At 36.1% G+C, this 20101-nt stretch carries 13 protein-coding genes; 4 read left to right on the top strand and 9 right to left on the bottom strand.

What is annotated here, in order from left to right:
• The first annotated feature begins 271 nt into the window (after nucleotides 1-271).
• On the top strand, nucleotides 272-1216 hold the full coding sequence (locus BUE84_RS07020) for a DUF4349 domain-containing protein (protein ID WP_079241015.1): 945 nt from the start codon (nucleotides 272-274) through the stop codon (nucleotides 1214-1216).
• 266 nt (nucleotides 1217-1482) lie between these two features.
• On the opposite strand, the gene BUE84_RS07015 is transcribed toward BUE84_RS07020, so the two are convergent.
• Nucleotides 1483-1848 carry a hypothetical protein gene (locus BUE84_RS07015; protein WP_034695305.1) on the bottom strand — a complete coding sequence of 122 codons (366 nt, stop codon included), beginning with the start codon at nucleotides 1846-1848 and terminating at the stop codon, nucleotides 1483-1485.
• A gap of 22 nt (nucleotides 1849-1870) precedes the next feature.
• Nucleotides 1871-3010, bottom strand: a complete 1140-nt coding sequence (locus BUE84_RS07010) for an acyl-CoA dehydrogenase family protein (RefSeq protein ID WP_034695304.1) — start codon at nucleotides 3008-3010, stop codon at nucleotides 1871-1873.
• A 357-nt stretch (nucleotides 3011-3367) separates the two neighbouring features.
• Between BUE84_RS07010 and BUE84_RS07005 the strand changes: the two genes are divergently transcribed.
• Nucleotides 3368-5143: an AMP-dependent synthetase/ligase gene (locus tag BUE84_RS07005; protein WP_079241014.1), complete on the top strand. Its 1776-nt coding sequence runs from the start codon at nucleotides 3368-3370 to the stop codon at nucleotides 5141-5143.
• 60 nt (nucleotides 5144-5203) lie between these two features.
• Here the strand turns inward: BUE84_RS07005 and BUE84_RS07000 are convergent, their stop codons facing one another.
• From BUE84_RS07000 to BUE84_RS06985, 4 genes are all read right to left on the bottom strand, one after another.
• Entirely contained in the window at nucleotides 5204-6163 is a 960-nt protein-coding gene (locus BUE84_RS07000; RefSeq protein WP_145953219.1) for a hypothetical protein, read from the bottom strand.
• A gap of 401 nt (nucleotides 6164-6564) precedes the next feature.
• The gene (locus BUE84_RS06995) at nucleotides 6565-7341 is read right to left on the bottom strand and encodes a zinc ribbon domain-containing protein (protein WP_034695298.1); all 777 of its coding nucleotides are present in this window, start codon (nucleotides 7339-7341) and stop codon (nucleotides 6565-6567) included.
• A gap of 2 nt (nucleotides 7342-7343) precedes the next feature.
• A complete protein-coding gene (locus tag BUE84_RS06990; RefSeq protein WP_079241012.1) occupies nucleotides 7344-8441 on the bottom strand; it encodes a Nif3-like dinuclear metal center hexameric protein in 1098 nt (365 codons plus the stop codon).
• Between the two features lie 114 nt (nucleotides 8442-8555).
• Entirely contained in the window at nucleotides 8556-9404 is an 849-nt protein-coding gene (locus BUE84_RS06985) for a hypothetical protein (RefSeq protein ID WP_079241011.1), read from the bottom strand.
• Nucleotides 9405-9653: 249 nt separating this feature from the next.
• On the opposite strand from BUE84_RS06985, the gene BUE84_RS06980 reads away from it, so the two are divergent.
• Nucleotides 9654-10481, top strand: a complete 828-nt coding sequence (locus BUE84_RS06980; protein ID WP_079241010.1) for an ion transporter — start codon at nucleotides 9654-9656, stop codon at nucleotides 10479-10481.
• Nucleotides 10482-10524: 43 nt separating this feature from the next.
• Complete coding sequence (locus tag BUE84_RS24390; protein ID WP_156106430.1) at nucleotides 10525-10683, top strand: hypothetical protein; 159 nt, start codon at nucleotides 10525-10527, stop codon at nucleotides 10681-10683.
• 200 nt (nucleotides 10684-10883) lie between these two features.
• Here the strand turns inward: BUE84_RS24390 and BUE84_RS06975 are convergent, their stop codons facing one another.
• From BUE84_RS06975 to BUE84_RS06965, 3 genes are all read right to left on the bottom strand, one after another.
• Nucleotides 10884-13208 (bottom strand): GEVED domain-containing protein, encoded by a 2325-nt coding sequence (locus BUE84_RS06975; protein ID WP_079241009.1) that lies wholly within the window; start codon nucleotides 13206-13208, stop codon nucleotides 10884-10886.
• Between the two features lie 173 nt (nucleotides 13209-13381).
• Nucleotides 13382-16159 (bottom strand): T9SS type A sorting domain-containing protein, encoded by a 2778-nt coding sequence (locus tag BUE84_RS06970; RefSeq protein WP_079241008.1) that lies wholly within the window; start codon nucleotides 16157-16159, stop codon nucleotides 13382-13384.
• Between the two features lie 171 nt (nucleotides 16160-16330).
• Nucleotides 16331-19879, bottom strand: a complete 3549-nt coding sequence (locus BUE84_RS06965; RefSeq protein WP_079241007.1) for a T9SS type A sorting domain-containing protein — start codon at nucleotides 19877-19879, stop codon at nucleotides 16331-16333.
• Nucleotides 19880-20101 lie beyond the last annotated feature (222 nt).

Genomic DNA, 20101 nt, shown 5'->3' with positions numbered 1-20101 from the left:
AAAATGTATGGATAAATTCAGCGTTCTGTTTGTCATTCCGTAGAATCCAAATCCACAAGTAATAAAATGCTGTTATTAAATGCTGCATTACGAAGTATAAATTCTTTTCTCACCCCATCAAAACTAAGAAAAACGCCTTGTAAATCTTTTGTAAAACAAATACAAAAGACTGAAAATACAATAGTTACAATTTTACCAGCACAATACATTTCATTTACAATCTTTACAAGAACTTCCCTTCTAACTTTACTTCATCAAAAAAATTAATCTTATGAAAAAGTTCATCTTACTCGCTGCTGTAGCAAGCACTTTCATTATGTGTAAAAAAGCGGAAGCTACACAGGATAAAATACATGAAGCAATCCATTCAGCCGACAGTGCGGCCACAGTTGCTACAGAAACCGTTGAAAATGCCAGTAAAACAGTAGACCAGGTTATGGATTCTGCTAATATTAAAATAAAAGACTTTGAGAATACTAAAAATGACATCCAGCAAAAGATAGAGAACACTTCCAAAATGGTAGATTCTTTATCTGATAAAATGGTCAATACAAAACTGGAATCCAAAATAGAGAAAAAAGATTCTATAGCAAAGAAATCTGAAAAAATTGCAGCAAAAACTCCAGCACCAAAGGTTATTAAAGAAACCAAAATCATTTATAAAGAAAAGCCTAAGAATGACAGTTACGAACTGAATATGCCTAAAGATAAAATGATAAAATCAGGATATCTTTCTATAACCGCAGAGAATGTGGAAACGGTAAAGGAAATTATCAGGGAAGAAGCGAACAGAAATAACGGCTATATCAAAAGTGAAAATCTTTCTTATGTAGAATCCGCCAGCCCTCATGGAGAAGATCAAAAAATATACAGCCTTGACATCAAAGTTCCTATGCAACATTTTGATGGGCTAATGGAGGCTATCAATAGCAATATTGGAGATATTGATACGAAAGATATTCAGGTTTCAGGACGAAACTACGCTGACAATACCATCTGTACAATCAATGTAAATATCAGCGATAAAGCTAAAACAGAAACAGAGCCTAAAACTTTTGGCGGAAAATCACTGGCTGCCATTGAATCCGGCTGGGATGTTATTACTTCCATATTCCTGTTTATCCTTCCATTATGGCCTTTATTCCTGATTGCCGGTATTGGATATTATTTCTATAAAAAGAAGAACAGAAACATTCCTAATAACGATTCTCACTAGGTTTCAATCTTTCCTAAGGGTAGATTTTTAATATTTTTTTAATGAGGTTTAGAATTGAAGTTCGATTCTTATGTTTAATTTTATCAAACGTTAAAAGAAAGTGCTTGCTTATTAGAAAAATAACTCTTAACTTTAAGTATAAGCAAAATGTAAAGAATCTTCGTTGGGAAACAAGGTTCAAAAATAAATTTGGAAATTTTATTTCATATATTAATATTTTGTGATTTGGTGTAAAATAAGGCCCTCTATTGAGAGCCTTATTTGTTTTATTTCATATTCACTACTTTATCTACAATGAACTTTGTGTTTCCTCTCCAGGGAAGTGCGCCATTATACTCTTTGTAATGCAGGTCAAAAGTTTTACCGCTGTTGGTTTCCAGTTGTTTGAAAACTTCGGGATCATCTACAGAAAATTCAAACTCATAGCTTGTAATTGTTCCTGTTTTTCCTCTTCCAAAACCTTCCTGAATCAGCTTGCCTTCATAAGTTTTGAAAACATAACCTTTTTTCATAGCATAATTCAGGTATCCGGATTTTACTCCTTCTCCGAAAACGAAATAGTATTTATACCAGACAAATACGCCCAGTAACAGCAGTACAACCCCAAGGGTGATCCACAAAGATTTTTTCATAGGTAGTGTGTTTTATAAAATGTTATTTTGCGATGCTTCTGGAGATCACGATTTTCTGAATTTCAGAAGTTCCTTCATAGATCTGAGTGATTTTTGCATCTCTCATTAATCTTTCTACGTGGTATTCTTTCACATATCCGTATCCACCGTGAATCTGTACTGCTTCAATAGTAGTATCCATTGCCACTTGAGAAGAGTATAATTTTGCCATAGCTCCGCTTTCAGAAATATCTTTTCCAGCATCTTTCTCACAAGCAGCTTTGAAACATAACATTCTTGCAGCAGTGATCTGAGTAGCCATATCAGCTAATTTGAATGCAATCGCCTGGTGGTTGATGATTTCAGTTTTGAAAGCTTTTCTTGTTTTAGCATATTTCAATGCCAGTTCGTAAGCACCTGAAGCAATCCCTAAAGCCTGAGAAGCAATACCAATTCTTCCTCCGTTCAATACTGCCATAGCAAAGTTGAACCCGAATCCGTCAGCACCAATTCTGTTTTCCTTCGGAACTTTTACGTTATTAAAGATCAAAGAGTGAGTATCACTTCCTCTGATTCCTAATTTGTCTTCTTTTAATCCAATTTCAAATCCTTCCCATCCTCTTTCAACGATGAAAGCATTGATTCCTTTGTGCTTTTTCTCAGGATCTGTCTGTGCAATTACGATATAGTAAGTAGCTGTTCCACCATTAGTGATCCAGTTTTTGATACCATTTAAAAGGTAGTAATCTCCTTTGTCTTCAGCAGTAGTTTTCTGAGAAGTTGCATCAGAACCTGCTTCCGGCTCAGATAATGCAAATGCTCCGATAACCTGACCGCTAGCCAGTGGAGTAAGATATTTTACTTTTTGCTCTTCAGAAGCGAATTTTTCAAGACCGGCACAAACCAATGAGTTGTTTACAGACATTACAACAGCTGCAGAAGCATCCACTTTTGCAATTTCCTCCATGGCAAGCACGTAAGAAACGCTGTCCATTCCTGCACCTCCGTATTTTGGATCTACCATCATTCCTAAAAGTCCCATTTCTCCCATTTTCTTCACCTGTTCTGCAGGGAATTTCTGGTCACGGTCTCTTTCAATCACTCCAGGTAAAAGTTCGTTCTGTGCAAAATCTCTTGCTGCCTGCTGAATCATCAGCTGTTCTTCCGATAAATTAAAGTCCATAAAAAAAATAATTAGATAGCCGTAAATTTACACTTTTTAAGCAAATCTGAAAAAATTAAATTGAAAGCAGGAAAAAGGCACAGAAAATGGAAGTTGAAGAGCGTTTAATGCCAGTGAATGCGTGTTTTGGGATTCGAAATGGTGAGAGATAAAAACAATACCGGATACCTTCAGAACCATAAACATTCACAAATGATCAGTTCAAAATATAAAATCCCCTTTTCAGGGCTTCCGGCCTCCTTTTTGATTCCATATATTATGGTAAGCATTTAACTAATTCCTAATTATTACATTCAAATGTTTTCAATTAAAAAAAATGCTTATATTTAAATTTCTTTATAAATTACGTAAAAAATCATGACGATCAAGAGATTATTCGATATTCCACACTATGCTTTAGAAAAATATCCTAAAACGGATATGTTTGTAACAAAATATCATGGTGAGTGGAAAAAAACTTCTACACAGGAGTTTATTAATGAGGGAAATAAGATATCCAGAGGATTATTGAAGCTTGGTATAAAACCAGGTGATAAGATCGCTTTGATTACCACAAATTCCCGCACAGAATGGGCTATTATGGACTTTGGACTTTCTCAGATCGGCGTTGTTTCAGTACCGGTTTATCCAAGTATTTCTCCTGAAGATTATGAATTCATCTTCAATAATGCTGAAATTCAGTATTGTTTTGTTTCTGATAAAGAGCTGTTGAATAAAGTAATGAAAGTAAAGCATAATATCCCAAGTTTACAGGGCATTTTTACTTTTGATAATATTAGTGGTGCTGCCAACTGGAGAGAAATTCTGGATCTGGGTAAAGATGAATCTACACAAATTGAAGTGGATGACCTTTCTAATGCGATCAATACAGAAGATCTTGCAACCATTATTTATACTTCCGGAACTACCGGAAGACCGAAAGGAGTAATGCTTACCCATAATAATATTGTTTCAAACGTATTGGGAGCCATTCCGAGAATTCCCAAGAAAAGAAGTCTGGATTATAAGGAAACAAGAGCATTAAGCTTCCTTCCTATCTGCCATATTTTTGAAAGAATGCTGTTCTATCTGTATCAGTACAACGGTTTTTCTCTTTATTTTGCGGAAAGCATTGAGAAAATGGGTGAAAACGTAAAAGAAGTGAAGCCTCATTATATGACGGTAGTACCAAGGCTGGTAGAAAAAGTATATGACAAAATTTACAATACAGGATCTTCTGCAGGAGGATTAAAATCAAAAATATTCTTCTGGGCGCTGAACTTAATCAGCAAGAAGAAAACCATTTCAAAGCCATCCGGACTTCAGGAAATCATTGCAGATAAATTGGTATTTTCCAAATGGAGAGAAGGTTTAGGAGGTGAAATTGTGACATTGGTTTCAGGATCTGCGGCATTGTCTACAAGGCTTAACTTAATGTTCCAGAATGCGGGAATTCCTATTTTGGAAGGCTATGGTTTAACAGAAACCTCTCCGGTAATTTCTGTCAACAGCTTTGATAAGATGAAAGTGGGAACCGTAGGGATTCCATTGGATAATTTAAAAGTTAAAATTCAGGAAGACGGTGAAATTACGGTAAAAGGACCCTCCGTATTCAAAGGATATTTCCAGAATGAAGAAATGACGAAAGAAGCTTTTACAGAGGATGGATTCTTTAAAACCGGAGACATTGGACATATCGACAGTGACGGATTTTTACAGATCACTGACCGTAAGAAAGAAATGTTTAAAACTTCCGGCGGAAAATATATCGCTCCACAGACTATTGAAAACTTAGCAAAAGCTTCAAAATTCATAGAGCAGATCATGGTTGTAGGTGATGGTGAAAAGATGCCGTGTGCTTTGGTACAGCCTGATTTTGAATTTGCCAAAAACTGGGCTTTAAGAAATAATCTGAACATTGGTGCTACACCGGAAGAGATTGCAAAAAGCCCTGAATTAAAGCAAAGAATTGAAAAAGAAATCGACGGCATCAATGAGCACCTTGGAAACTGGGAGAAAATCAAAAAAATTGAGCTTACTCCTGAAGTATGGAGCATTGAAAGCGGATTGCTTACTCCAACGTTGAAACTGAAAAGAAAAGCGGTAAAAGAAAAGTTTATTGCCCTTTATAATAAGATGTATGATCATCAATAAAATAAAAACCGCTTCGTTCTGAAGCGGTTTGTGTTTATATATAAACTATCCCCGGATAGTTTATAATTTTTTCAGGCTGAAATGACGAGATTCAGACACTCCCGAAGGTGCCTCTGACTGTACTGTTCCTATAGCAGAGTCAAAAGTACCCCTATACATCGTTAAATAAATAACATCACCAGCAGCTAAATTTACCAGACAATGGAATGAAATAGGGGTATTTCCTGCTCCAGCAATAAGCTGCCCTATATTTGCACGGGTACCGGCAACAACATTGGCTATAGCCGTTCCATTTTTTGTAATACTAAGATTAACTCCTATGTAGCTACTAGTCCCTACAGTACCTCCTGCTCCAAAATAAGACAGGGCATCAAGTTCATAGATACCTGTTTCATTAATGATAAAACGATTGTTCCCTGCATCCCATGAGGCTGTTGAACCTTGATTGATTTGCACTTCACCTGCAGTAAAAGGTAATACCTGTGGAATACCAGAATTAAAACTGGCTGTAGAAGGTAAATTATAAGTAGAGTTTGTTGACATACTAATAATAGTATTAATAGTATTATTGGGGTTTATAACTACTGCTTCCCAAGTGACCACACCGCCTGTATCACCATTATTGATTAACATGACAAACCAACCCTGTCCTAAACCAATGGATGACACAGGCAATCCCATCTGATTATCGATTAGCTCACTTCCATTAGCCGTTACAGATAAACTAGATGTACCCGTGTTTTTAATATAATACACGCGTCCTTTAATATGCCCCTGTGCAGGATAAGCAACTGTAGCAGCCGGCAGTGTTACAGTACCCGCTGAGCTACCGTTATAAGCTACATAATAATCCGTTATACCCATGCTGTAATTCGTAGAAATCAAACGGTATTGCGCTGAAAGACTTCCGTTAATTTCTAATGTGCTTCCAGGAGTAGATGTATTAATACCGACATTCCCTAACTGCCCTAAAAGGCAATAACTCAAAAGAGATAAAAATCCCATCAATAATTTTTTCATTACATATAATTTTTTTGGGTTCTACATACATTAATATCAGAATATCCAAATGATATTATTTATAAAAAATCATTTTTGATTATATGAATGAAACTATAATTAAAAGTATTTTACTTTTGTAATAATCTATAAAACTGAGTTGCTTATTTATCTCCTACTGAAATTTATTTATTAAAAAAACAAAAAACACTTCAGTAGTTTTCATTACAACAAATATACAAATAAATAAAATACATTATTAATAATTTAACATTTTAACATTTAATTAAAAATATTAACAACAAATAATGAAAATAAATACTATTTTATCTTTTTAATCAAATTTTCAAAACAATATACTATATAACGCAAAAAAGCTGTTTCATTTCTGAAACAGCTTTCGTATAACTCAAAACCAATAATTAGAATTTAATTACAGATTTCATTCTTTCGTTTTCTTCCATTACCAATTCATCATCAACAAGGATTTTTCCAGAGTGCTCATCAATGATGATTTTCTTTCTCTGAGCAATTTCCATTTGCTTTTGAGGAGGGATAGTGAAGAAAGATCCTTTTGGAGCTCCTCTTTCTAATCCTACTACCGCAAGACCGTTGATAGAGTTAGTTCTGATTCTGTTGTAAGAAGCTAATAATCTCTCATCAATTTTACCTGCAAATTCTTTAGACTGCTCTAAAAGATATTCTTCTTCTTTCTGCGTTTCAGAGATCAAACCATCCAATTCTTCTTTCTTGAATTTCAAGTGGCTTTTCAAATCATCGATCTTAGAGTTCAGTTCGCTTAAAGTTTCGTTTTTGTGAGCGATTTTAGCTCCGAATTCTTTAATTCTTTTTTCAGCAAGCTGAATTTCCAGATCCTGGAATTCCATTTCCTTCCCTAATGCTTCAAACTCTTTATTGTTTCTTACATTATCCTGCTGAGATTTGTATTTCTCAATTAAAGTTTTAGCATGGTTAATTACTTCATGCTTTGTTTTGATCTGATCGTCCTGATCTTTGATATCAGCATGAAATTTTTCAGCTCTTTTTTCAAGACCTTCAATCTCAATCTCAAGATCTTCAACTTCAATTGGCAATTCTCCTCTAGTATTTCGGATTTCATCCAATCTTGAATCAATGATCTGTAAATCGTATAAAGCTCTTAATTTTTCTTCAACTGAAATATCGTTGGTTTTTGCCATATTTAAATGAAATAATTTACTGGGTTTGTTTTTTCAATAGATTTTGAAATTGCAAATGTACTAAATTTTTGTGATAAAATTTCAAATAATTGTTGGGTAACAAATTGTTCTGATTCATAATGTCCTATATCACAGATCAGCATTTTAGACTCAGCGAGAAAATAGTCATGATATTTAAGATCTCCGGTAAGGTAAGCATCACATTTCTTGGCAGCTGCAGATCGTATTCCACTTGCTCCTGAGCCTCCCAGAACCCCTACTCTTTTGATTTTTTTATTGTTAAAAGAGGAATGTTTTATCACTTCCAAACCAAATTTTTCTTTTACAAATCCAAGGAAATCTTTTTCATTCATTTCTTCTTCCAGATCACCGTACATTCCCAAGCCGGCATGATGATTTTTATTATCCAGATTATAAACCTGATAGGCTACTTCTTCATAAGGGTGCGCTGTCTTCATAGCGCCTACAATCTGCCCTTGTTTAAAACCTTCAAAAATCACAGAGATCATATCTTCATCCGCATTTTCGCGAATTCCCTGTTGTCCTGAAAACGGATTTGAACCTTCTACAGGCCTGAATGTTCCGTTACCATTCACTGTAAAACTGCATTCATCATAAAATCCGATATTTCCTGCTCCAGCTGAGAACATGGCTTCTTTCACTTTTTCTGAATAGTCTTTGGGAACAAAAACCGTCAACTGTTTTAAATTATTTTCTTTAGGCTGAAGAATTTTCATATTCTTTAATCCCAACTGACTGCATATCCCATGATTCACTCCAAAGAAATCATTATCAAATGCGGTGTGGATGGCATAAATAGCTACTTTATTTTCAATAGCTTTTAAAACAGCTCTCTCTACGTAGTTCTTCCCTGTTAAAGATTTTAATCCGGAAAATATAATGGGATGAAAACAAACGATCAGATTGCAGTTTCTCTCAATAGCTTCATCAACCACATTTTCCAACGCATCATGGCAAACCAGAATTCCTGATACATCACGGTCATAAACCCCACACAGTAATCCTACATTATCAAAATCTTCAGCCTGTCTGATACTTATTTCCTCTTCAATCTTTGCAATTACAGTTTTTAGCTTCATTAATTTTATATTTTACAGTTACAGCGAAGATATTAATTTTACGGGAAAAATTTCCACACCCATAAAAAAACCGGCTTTCATAAACCGGTTTTATTTTGATATTAAAAAAGACTGTTAATCTTTGAAAAGAGATACTCTTGTAAAGGATTCTACCACTACATTACAGTTGATATCGGATTCCATAAAAAGTTGATATCCTCTTCCCGGATCAAGACTCGCCGGGTCTGCAATGGTATAGAAATAAAAGGTAAGAATATTCCCTGTTCCACTGGAACCACTCGGTACCAACTGGATAGAGTTAATTTCAAAACCAGAATCGGGATTTTTTAAGGTAGCCTTTATTGATCCTGAAGAGTTAGACCCCGGAGTGATGGTAGCAATTGCTCTCCAAACGTGAACCTGCCCGTTAATTTCATTTTCTCTCCATTTACCGGTGGCTGCAATATAGATATTACTGGTAACTCCCGGAAAGGGAACTGTGGTTTCCGGCCAGCTTGTAGTAGGGCTTGCGGCAAAGACTAACGGGGTAGCATACAGTACCTGTTGTCTTGGTCCGTAGCCGCTTCCTGCTGCACTTAAACTGAATGAGGGTTTTACATTTGCGTTTCCAGAATTGATTTTAACGACACCGTCGTTACCAGCCTGAGAAGATGTGGGAACAAAAAGCTGTCTCCAGAGGGTACCGTCCCAATACTGGAAATTATTCGTTGTCGTATTAAAAATAAGGGTTCCTGCAGTAAGGTTAGGGTTTACCACACCTGCAGGAGGTACTGTGGAAACGTCGTTATCTGCCAGGTTAGTATCCCGGTCAGTATCTGTAAGACGAGGAATAAGAATTCCTTTTTGGTTGGAAACTATATCCAGTACTGAAGCCCCATTCGGTGCTGAAGTATTAATCCCAACCTGAGCGTTAACAAAACTGCTTATTATAAACAGAATAAACAAGGTTAAAATTTTTCTCATGATATAAAGCTTTTGTAGAATAAAATTACAAACTTGGACAAAAAAATGTTAAAAATTTAATTTTTATATGTCATATTTTATTCGTATTTTACTAAATACAACACATTGAAAATCATAATATTAACATACTATAATTCACTTTTTAATGATAGATTTTTCTTTAACATTTGCAAGATTCTTTTAACAATCATATATTTACCGTATACATTATAGAAATTATTAACTTCGCTGTGAAATAACCTTATATAAATGGAAAGAGAACATAATCTGATTCCTGAAGACAAACTTTGGAAAAGATTCCTTTACCGGATAATTTATCGCTCCGATACGAAGCTTGGAAAACTGTTCGACATCATATTATTGTCTTTAATTCTTGCCAGTACTGCTATCATTATGATGGAAAGTGTACCAAAGCTTGATAAAAAATTCCATTATACCTTTCTGATTCTCGAATGGATCATCTCTATTTTTTTTACAGCAGAATATTCTATGCGGATTGCGGTGGTAAAAAATAAACGGAACTATATATTCAGTTTTTTCGGAATTATAGATTTCCTGGCTCTTGTTCCTTTTTTTCTAAGCTTTATTTTCCCGGTTACTAAATATTTTCTCATTTTCAGAATGCTGAGAATGCTGAGAGTGTTCAGAATTTTCAACTTGCTGGATTTTATGAATGACGGGTATTTTATTGTAAGGGCATTAAAAAACAGTTCAAGGAAAATTTATATCTTTCTCCTCTTTCTGATTATTTTCTCAGTCATTGTAGGATCACTTATGTTTATGGTAGAAGGCGGAAGAGAAGGCTTTGAAACAATACCCCAATCCATCTACTGGGCAGTTGTTACAGTAACTACTGTAGGCTATGGTGATGTATCGCCTATCACGCCTTTAGGAAAGTTCTTTGCTGTTATTCTTATGCTGGCGGGTTATTCCATTATTGCAGTTCCTACCGGAATTGTAACAGCCGAAATGAGAAACAAAAGACAGAACCTGGAAATAGTATGTGACCGCTGTGGTAATGATGATATTGATGATGATGCAAGGTATTGTAAGAAATGTGGCAAGAAATTAGCTTAATATTTGGTATAAGTAAAATTTATTCACAAAATACCACAAAATCATGGAACCAAAAAAGAAAAACAGACCGAATAGCTTAGTGATTATTCTTTTTGCACTGATTGTACTGATGATCATCATCTACTTTATATTAGCAATGTTCTTCCCTACCGTATTTGACCTTATGAATAAAGGAGAAATACAGCCTGTACCCAATAAATGATGAGTATTGAGCAATGGGTAATGTGCGATGTAAAATATCTGATAATCAATAACAACCACAGAATAAAATAAAAAAGATGAGTAAAATATTTTGCTCATCTTTTTTCATCAATATTTTTCAAATCAAATTCTATTCAATCTTCATAAAAAAAAGACGGATCATCAATGACCCGCCTTCCCTTTTTTTATTTAAATGATGAATTATTTTTTAATAGCTTTAATAGTCTGCTTGGATCCGTCTTTCATTTCAAGTGTTATTAAATAAACTCCTTGCATCAAATCTCTTAAATGGATTGTAGATTCAGGGTTGGTAATAGTTTTCACCAATCTTCCTGTAGCATCTGTTACCGTTACATTTTTAACATTTTTCACATCAGAGATATTCAATACATCCGTAAATGGATTAGGATAAAGCTGGATATTATTTTTCGCTTTAGCAACTTCAGCTGTTGCCAGGTTCGCATTATTAATACTGATATCGTCAATATACAGATTATACTGGTCTGGATCTGAATACGCATTAAATCCAAAGAAATACACTCCTGTTGTAGGCACAGTAAACGTTATAGATTCTGTATGAGCCATTTCATCATTAATTGAAGGATAATCTGCAATAGAACCTGTCATAGCTGCTGCAGCTGGTGAAGTTCCGTATGCTACCTTCAATTTTTCAACATAGGTTGATGAGTTATTACCATATTTATAACTGATGGTATACTGCACTCCTGCTGTCAAATTCAATCCTTGTGTAAAGAACCATGCATTACCAGAATTGGAAGAGTTATACTGGTATTTCAATACATTGGTAGTGAATCCCTGGCTATCGGAAGGAGGATCCATTGTTTCCCAATCGTTTCCTGTTCCCGCATTAACATTATTTGTGCAACCAGGTAGATCTGGAACAGTAACGTTTTCAAAATCTATTGTATAAGGAATATTCGTACTTGAACATAATGTTGTAAAGGTAGCAGAATCACTCCATATACTTTTACTTGTTGCGCTACATGCAGATCTTACCCATACGTAATAAGGAGTGGAAGCAGCTAAACCTGGAATATTATAAGTGGTTGCAGTAACTCCTGTAAAGTTAGGGGTACTTGTTGCTGTAGGTGCTGTATTGGTTGTACTGTAATAAATATCATAGCCGCTAGCCGGAACCGGAGTGGCTGCTGCCCAGGAAACTGTAGCTCCTGCAGCGGTAATATTAGAAACAGCTAATGCATTAGGTTCGCTACAAGCCGGTGCTACATCTATATTAATATCATCAACGTATAATTGATTCATATTAGCATCAGAATAGGCCTGGAATCCAAAATAATACACTCCCGTAGTTGTTGGTGTGAAGTTCGCAAAAGCACTTGTTGCGGTACTGATAACAATATCCGAGTGGTCTGCTAATGTATTGGTCATTCCTGCACTTGTAGCCGAAGTTCCATAGGCAACTTTCAGTTTTTCAGCATATACAGTTCCTTCCGCATTGGCATATTTATATTTAATTCTGTAGGTCACTCCTGCAGTAAGATTAATTCCATTGGTAAAAAACCAGGTATTCGCATTCTCTGCATAGTCGTAAGAATACTGAAGAACATTCCCTGTAAATCCCTGAGCATCAAGATCACCTGTTTCCCACATATTTCCTGCCCCATCATTTACTACCGAGGTACAAGTTGGCATATCTGGTGGAGTTATACTTTCAAAATCCAATGCATAAGGTACTCCCACAGCAACACACGAGGTCATAAATGTGGACATTTGAGACCATGCACTCTTATTAGAAGAACTACATACAGAACGCACCCATACATGGTAAGTAGTAGCTGGTGCAAGTGTAGACAGATTGGCAGTTAATCCACTGCTTGCCCCTGAAACTACTGTTGCAGCAGTTGGATACGTACTGGAAGTTGAATAATAATACTCATAGCCGCTTCCTGGTGCAGAAGACGGAGCTGTCCATCCTACCTGAGCTGAATTTGCCGTAACAGCAGATACTGTTAAAGCAGTCGGAGCAAAACAAGTCGGAACCGCCCCAATTACTACTGTATAATCATGAGCTTCTCCATATCCATCTGTATTACAAGGAATAGGATCTCCGGAGAATCTATCCCCTAATCTCATTCTGTAAGTACCTGGAGTTACAGTTGAAGGAATTGTTATAAGTCCTGCTGTAATATTATCACCTCCTACAAGCGTACTGCTTGCAGAAGCTACAAGCTCCGGAGCTGCATCATCAAAAGTTCCATCGTTATTGAAATCTATCCAGATACGAACATTCTGATCACTGTAATCATGTTTAACGCTAAAATCATAACTTAAACCTGCACTGAGATTAATCGTCATAGAAGTATAATCTCCATATGCATCAGTAGAACAACCTGTATTCGGATGATCAAATCCCGCTCCCGGAATTGCAAAAGAATCTATCACATCCCCGCCACTACAGCCACTAGCGAACGCAGGCGTACAATAGGTTTGCGCAGAGGATAAAAAGCCAGTTATTAAGAAACCAACGAGTAAAAAGTTTTTCATATAAATCAGTATTAGTTAATCAAATCTAGTGAAAATCAACAATAAAAAAAATATTTTTTTCATCATATGACAACAAATACAAATTTTCTTTCAACAAAAGACAATTACCCTTATAAACAAAAGAGACCGCTCCAATTGAACAGTCTCTTTTTTCTATTTTTAAAAGAAATTATTTATTTCTTAATAGCCTTAACGGTTTGTTTAGATCCGTCTTTCATATTCAGCACTACTAAATACATTCCTTCTTTCAGATCTCTCAACTGAAGTTCAGAGGAAGGTTTTTCAATTGTTTTAACCAATCTTCCGGCAGAATCAAGAATGGAAACTGATTTTACTTTATCTGGTTTTGCAATATTCAGGGTATCTCTAAATGGATTCGGATAAACCTCTATACTTTCTCCGTTTTTAGAAACTTCAGAAACTCCCAAAGTCCCTTTGGAAATAGTAATTGTAAAAGGAAATTCTAAAAAATCCACAGTTGAACTTTCATTCCCAACATTCACATAATACACAGTTCCCGGAACAGTATCAATCGATATTGGTGTAGAATGCCAACCTATGGTAATACAAGTTAAACTTCCACACCCTCCTTTATAAACTCCAACCTTAGGAAATTCACTTCCTATAGGTGATACTATAATTTTATGAGTAGAACCGTCCCCTGTAAACGTAAACCATGTACCATCATTCATTGCCGGGCTACAAGTTGTAACAAATCCATTATTATTAGTTGCAGCTAACGCATCTGTTTGTGTGTAACTATAAGGAAATACAGAAGCAACCAAAGCTCCGGAACAACTGTCATTAACTGGAACCGGCGGCAATGTTCCAATGCATATATTAAATCCGACAACTTCACTTGGGTATCTAGTATTAAATACTCTTATATAATAAGTTTGGCCTATTGTAAGCCCGGAAACCCCGCCCATACGATGGGAACATTTAATACTTGTAAGGTTACCACAATCACCACTAAAAAGCTGAAAGTAGATTTCATTACCGAACTGCACCCCAAGAGAAACCAAATCTTTCAATTGAATCAAATGACCTGTTGCGGTAGCCGTAAACTTAAACCAGACATCTCCCGGTTTTGCAACACCATTGCATGTAGGAGCTGATATATTCGATGCTGTAGCCCCCATTGTACTACCAGCTGTTGCAACGGAACAATTCACATCAGAATTTACAGGCAAAGTAATGGCATTTATACATTCATCATTGGGAGGAGGTGGTGTATTATCTGTCCCTATACATATATCAAAATCCATAGCACTGGATTGTTGCGTCGAACTACTATAAACCCTTATATAATAAGTATCTCCTACTGTAAGATTATCTACAACCAAAGCATTCAGATAAGAACAAGAAAGACTAGCTAAACTATTACAATCCCCCTTATAAACCTGAAAACGTAAAGTAGGAGCAAAAAATACCGGGACTTTATAGATAATATTACTTAATTTAATAACATGTTTATTACCTGTTGCTGTAAATTTGAACCATACATCATAATTAGGACTATTATAGCAAGTAACAGGTGACAGACTGGAATCTGTCGCGGATATAATAGTTCCTTGAGTAATGCTTGCACAATTCAAATCAGGATTTACAGGTAAGTCTATAGCATTTCCACATTCATCATTGACTGGTGGTGGCGGAAACGTTACCACACATATATCAAAATTTTGAGCAGCACCATAATTAGCACGAGTAAACACTTTTACGTAATAAGTTTCACCCGGGGTAAGATTACTTACAATTGAATAATATTGAGGTTCGTCGCTACATGCAATAGTTGTTAAGTTACCACAGCTTCCTTTAAAAACAGAAAAATATATAAACTTATTATTTACTTCTCCTACGGAGGTTATATTACTTAATTTAATCATATGTTTGGAAGCTATAGCAGTAAATTTATACCACACATCATTATGACTATAAGAATTAATACATGAATTTTGCCCCTGATTAGATACAGACGCCATTAAATTTGTACCAGGAGTAAAATTTGTACAATCCATAGTTGGACTAACAACTAAATCCACAGCATTTGTACATTCATCATTAGATGGAGGCAATGCTCCCGTCTTAAATTTGATATTAACACAACCGGAAGACTCACCAGCCAACCCAACAGCATTTACACTCAGATAATAAGTTGTATAAACCGATAGTGGAGATGATGGAGTAAAACTTGTTGTAGCTACCGATTGCTGATCAACCACATCCGTTCCTCCCAGAGTAGTCCCTATAGAAACCTTATACCCTGTAGCTCCTGGTGATGCAGCCCAGGTAATAACCGGAGAAGTGGGTAAAAGGATTGCATTATTAACAGGGTAAGAAACAGCAGGGCAAACAGGTAAAACACTTGGTACCAAACCCTGAAGGCTTACTACAGATTTATAAGGCAAAGGCGTTCCATTTGAACTCGTTGAAGGATCACCTGAATAGACTGGAGAATTAGTAAAAACCCCTCCCCCTTCTGTAGTACTATAAACAAAAAACTGATTAGGAGGAATATCATTAAACATCTTTTGATGAACTCCAATTACTAAATTCTGGGCATTATCATACGGGAATGGAGTTGTAAAAGTAATATCTATCACACCATTTGTATTAGCAACCGTACCTGAATAAACCTTTATCATCGGCCCTGTTGGAATCCAGTTATCATTAGCCGCAAAAGTAGTTTTCGTTGTATGCCCAAGATAAATATCCCATTGTGCGGCATACCCCATGTTAGCAGAAGGCGCTACATAAAATTTAAGTCCTGTAATATTACCTGCAGCATCAGCATTGATCTCTTGTTTTGTATAAATCTGCTGAGAATAAGATCTAAAAGCATTACCAACTGGCGCATTACCCACGTCTGTACTTCCTGCACCTAATTTAATTTGAGCACTTAGTACAATACTTACCATTAGTAAGCATAAAAATAAGATTTTCTTCATGTATAAGTTTTTGGTTATTAATACATCCACGAATTTACAATAATTTGAAACATCTTTTTTTAAGTTTTAAAAAAAAGAAATAATGATAGATCTGTAGGCATCTACACCACAAATAATAATAAAAAACGACAGCCAAATAGCTGCCGTTTCATAGGATATGATTAATAAATTTTATCTTTTAATTGCCTTAACCGTTTGTTTAGATCCGTCTTTCATATTCAATACTACTAAATACATTCCTTGTTTCAGGTCTCTCAATTGAAGTTCAGAAGAAGGATTATCAATGGTTTTCACCAATCTTCCGGAAACATCAACAATTGAAACAGATTTTACTTTAGAAGCATCTGAGATATTCAGAACATCCACAAATGGATTAGGATAAGCTTTAATCTCATTATTTTTCTTTTCAACCTCAGCTGTTGCAAGACCAGAACAGCCTTGAGTTACTGAAATACTGTAGTTACCAACTCTGGTTGCAGCATATCCTGTAAGCAAGATATAATACGTAGTACCAGCAACTCCTGTAAAGGTTAATGTAGGAGCATTATAAAGAGAAACTGTACATCCGGCATCAGCATACCCTACACCAGAACTATTACTAAAACAAGTAAGTGAACCACAAGTACCCGTGTATACTCTTAGATATGCATCATATTGTGTACCACAAGCATCAATAGTAATAGGCCCATTTTCAGTAGCTTTTACTGTATACCACACTCCTTTATAAGATGCAGTAGAACCTGTACTACCACATGATGAAGCAGGAAGAGTTTCATCACCAGCCAGTGCATTTACACCCTGAACTGTTCCGTTACAAGCTATCGCAGTAGCTGTATCACATGTATCATTAACTACAGGCGAAGGAGTAGTCACTGCAATCTGGAAATTAGATGTTGTAGTTGCCGTACTTGTAGAAGAATACACTCTCACGTAATATGTCTGACCTACAGCAAGATTTTGTAACAATATGTTGGAATTTCCATAAGCACCATCAAAACAAGTCATAGCTGTTAAAGCCCCACATGTTCCAGAATATATCTGTGTACTTGTTGCATTATCAGTATATAAAACATGTACAAGATGCGTAGCAGCTGTTGCAGTAAACGAATACCAAACATCATCATTGATTCCAGATGCACTACATGTAGGAGCTGTAACTCCTGAACTCTGAGTAGCACTTACAGTAGAACCGTTCACAGCGTTTAGGAAAGCATCAGTACTGCTCACAGAAAGAACTGTAGCGTTTGCACAGTCATCATTTGCAGGAGGTGGCGGAGGCGTACCAATACAAATATTGAAGCTATTAGCATACAGCGTAGTACCATTCGTATTAGAATTATAAACTCTCACATAATAAGTCTGACCTGCAGTAAGACCAGTAAGTGGAGTATTTACAGAAGTACCACATTTAATACTTGTCAAAGTACCGCAAACACCACTGAACACCTGAGTGTATAAACTCGTTGATGTAGAAGTTCCAACCGCAGTAACATTTGAAAGCATTACTACATGATCAGTACCTGTAGCGGTAAATTTATACCAAACATCATCATCAGCCGTTCCTGTACATGGACTTACCGCCAACCCTGAGTTAGTTGCGCTTAAAGTTGTTCCCGATACAGGTGTAGCACATGTCAAAGTAGAGTTTACTGATAAGGAAACAGCAGCTGAACACTCATCATTAGCAGGAGCAGCAGGAAGTGTTCCCATACAGATATCAAAAGAATTTGCATAAAAACTCGCTCCCGAATTAGCATCATACGTATACACTCTTACATAATAAGTCTGACCCGCTGTAAGACCTGTTAAGTTTGTAAAGTTTGTATTTGAGCTGATACATGTAGTACTTACCAAAGCTCCACAAGCACCACTGAATACCTGAGCATACAAAGATGTCGTAGAAGCAGTTCCAACAGAAACTATATTCTTCAACTGAAAAGTATGACCTGTTCCTGTTGCAGTAAATTTATACCAAACATCATCATCAGCCGTTCCTGAACAAGATCCAAGAGCAACTCCTGAACTTGTTCCTCCTAATGTTGTTCCTGATGTTATACTTGTACAGCTCATATCAGGATTGATTGTAATTGCCACAGCATTAGCACAGTCATCATTTGCTGGTGGCGGTGGCGGCGTACTTACACAAATATTAAAGCTCGCATTAGCTGTAACCGTAGTAGAGTAAGTATAAACTCTTACATAATAAGTCTGTCCCGGAGTAAGACCGGTAACAATATTTGTTTCAGCATCAGAACACAGTAGACTTGTCAAAGTACCACAGTTTCCTGACAATACCTGGAAATACATATCAGTAGTTCCTGTTGTAGTTCCGGTAGAAGTTATATTAGATATCGCTATTACATGACTTGCTGCCGTTGCAGTAAACTTATACCATACATCATCATTCGGGCCTCCGAAACAAGTACCTGCAGCCATAGATTCTGTAGCTCCCAAAGTATTACCAGGAGTTGTAGCAGTACAGGTTAAAGAAGGATTTACTGTTACATCCACTGCACCTGAACAATTATCATTTGCCGGAGGTACTACAGTAGTCGTGAAATTTCTTTCAGTACACCCTGTTGATACTACACCACCGTTATAAGCTACAACAGTATAATAATACTGAGTTGTCGGATTCAGTTGCTGCGCAGAAGTAAGGGTATAAGCAGTAACATTTCCCATATCAAAATTACTCAAAACATTGGAAGCACCCGCAGATGTCCCAATACTTAATCTATATCCTAATGCTCCGCTTACAGCAGACCAAGAGAAAGTAGGTAATACAGGTATACCAACCTGAGCACTTGTAGGTGCGCTCACAGACGGGCATCCCAATGTAGCCATTGTGGTAAAAGATCTTTCTGTACATCCTGTAGAAGTACCTGCAGAATTTACAGCATATACTGTATAGTAATATTGAGTATTGAAACTCAAAGAACTGGTTAAAGTGTAAGAGTTTGTGATTCCTACATCCTGCATATTCATAACATTTGTTCCTCCAGGTGTTGTTCCTATACTAATCTTATATGATGAAGCATAGTTGGAAGCAGTCCAGGTAATCGTAGGCATTACAGAAACATTGGTTGCTGCAGTAGCAGGTGCAGAAACTGCAGGACAAGCTGGAGCTGTTGCCGGAGTAAGTCCCAACAGACCTGTAACTGATTTTGTTGTTGTTCTTGATCCTGTTGGAGGTGATGCCGGGTCTGGGTTTACAGTGTCACTTCTATTATACAGCGTTGAATTAGAAGGTCCGGTATAGGTGTAGAATTTGTTTGTGGTTGCTGTATAATCAGCAGTATTCTCATCTATAGCAAACACAAGGTTATCTGTATTGTTATAAGCAAAAGGAGTTGTAAAATTGACAATCACTTCTCCTCCTGAAGCACTTACAGTACCCGCAAAAACCTGAGTCATACCAGACACAGGAATCCAATCCGATGTACTGGAAAAAGAAGTTTTGGTCGTATGAGCTACATACACTACCCAATCTACAGATTTTGAAATATCAGCATTGTTCGGAAGATAAAACTTCATCCCGGTAATAGTACCTGCAGCACTCGCATTAATTTCACTTTTAGTAAAAATCTGCTGGGTGTAGTTATATCCGTAGTTGACATCAACCGGGACGTATCCGCCCTGGGACGTCCCACTGCCGAGTGTTACCTGGGCATTCATAATGGAAGCTATTAAAAATAGACTTAATAGTAGTAATTTCTTCATAAATAGTAATAATATAAGTTAGGGCGGTAAATGTATAAATATTAATTTAAAATTTAAATTAAATATTTAAAATATCATAAAATATTAAACAAAAACACTTAAAAATACCATTAAAACACAATAAAACTAAACATTTATTTAAATTTAACTATTATTTCGCAATACATTGAAAAATAATAAATTACTGAAAATCAAATATTTAAATACTATACAACTAAAATA

This window comes from Chryseobacterium indologenes, from assembly GCF_002025665.1.
Lineage (GTDB): Bacteria > Bacteroidota > Bacteroidia > Flavobacteriales > Weeksellaceae > Chryseobacterium > Chryseobacterium metallicongregator.
Note: the sequence above shows the minus strand (reverse complement) of the source record. Positions and strands in the feature narration are given on the sequence as shown.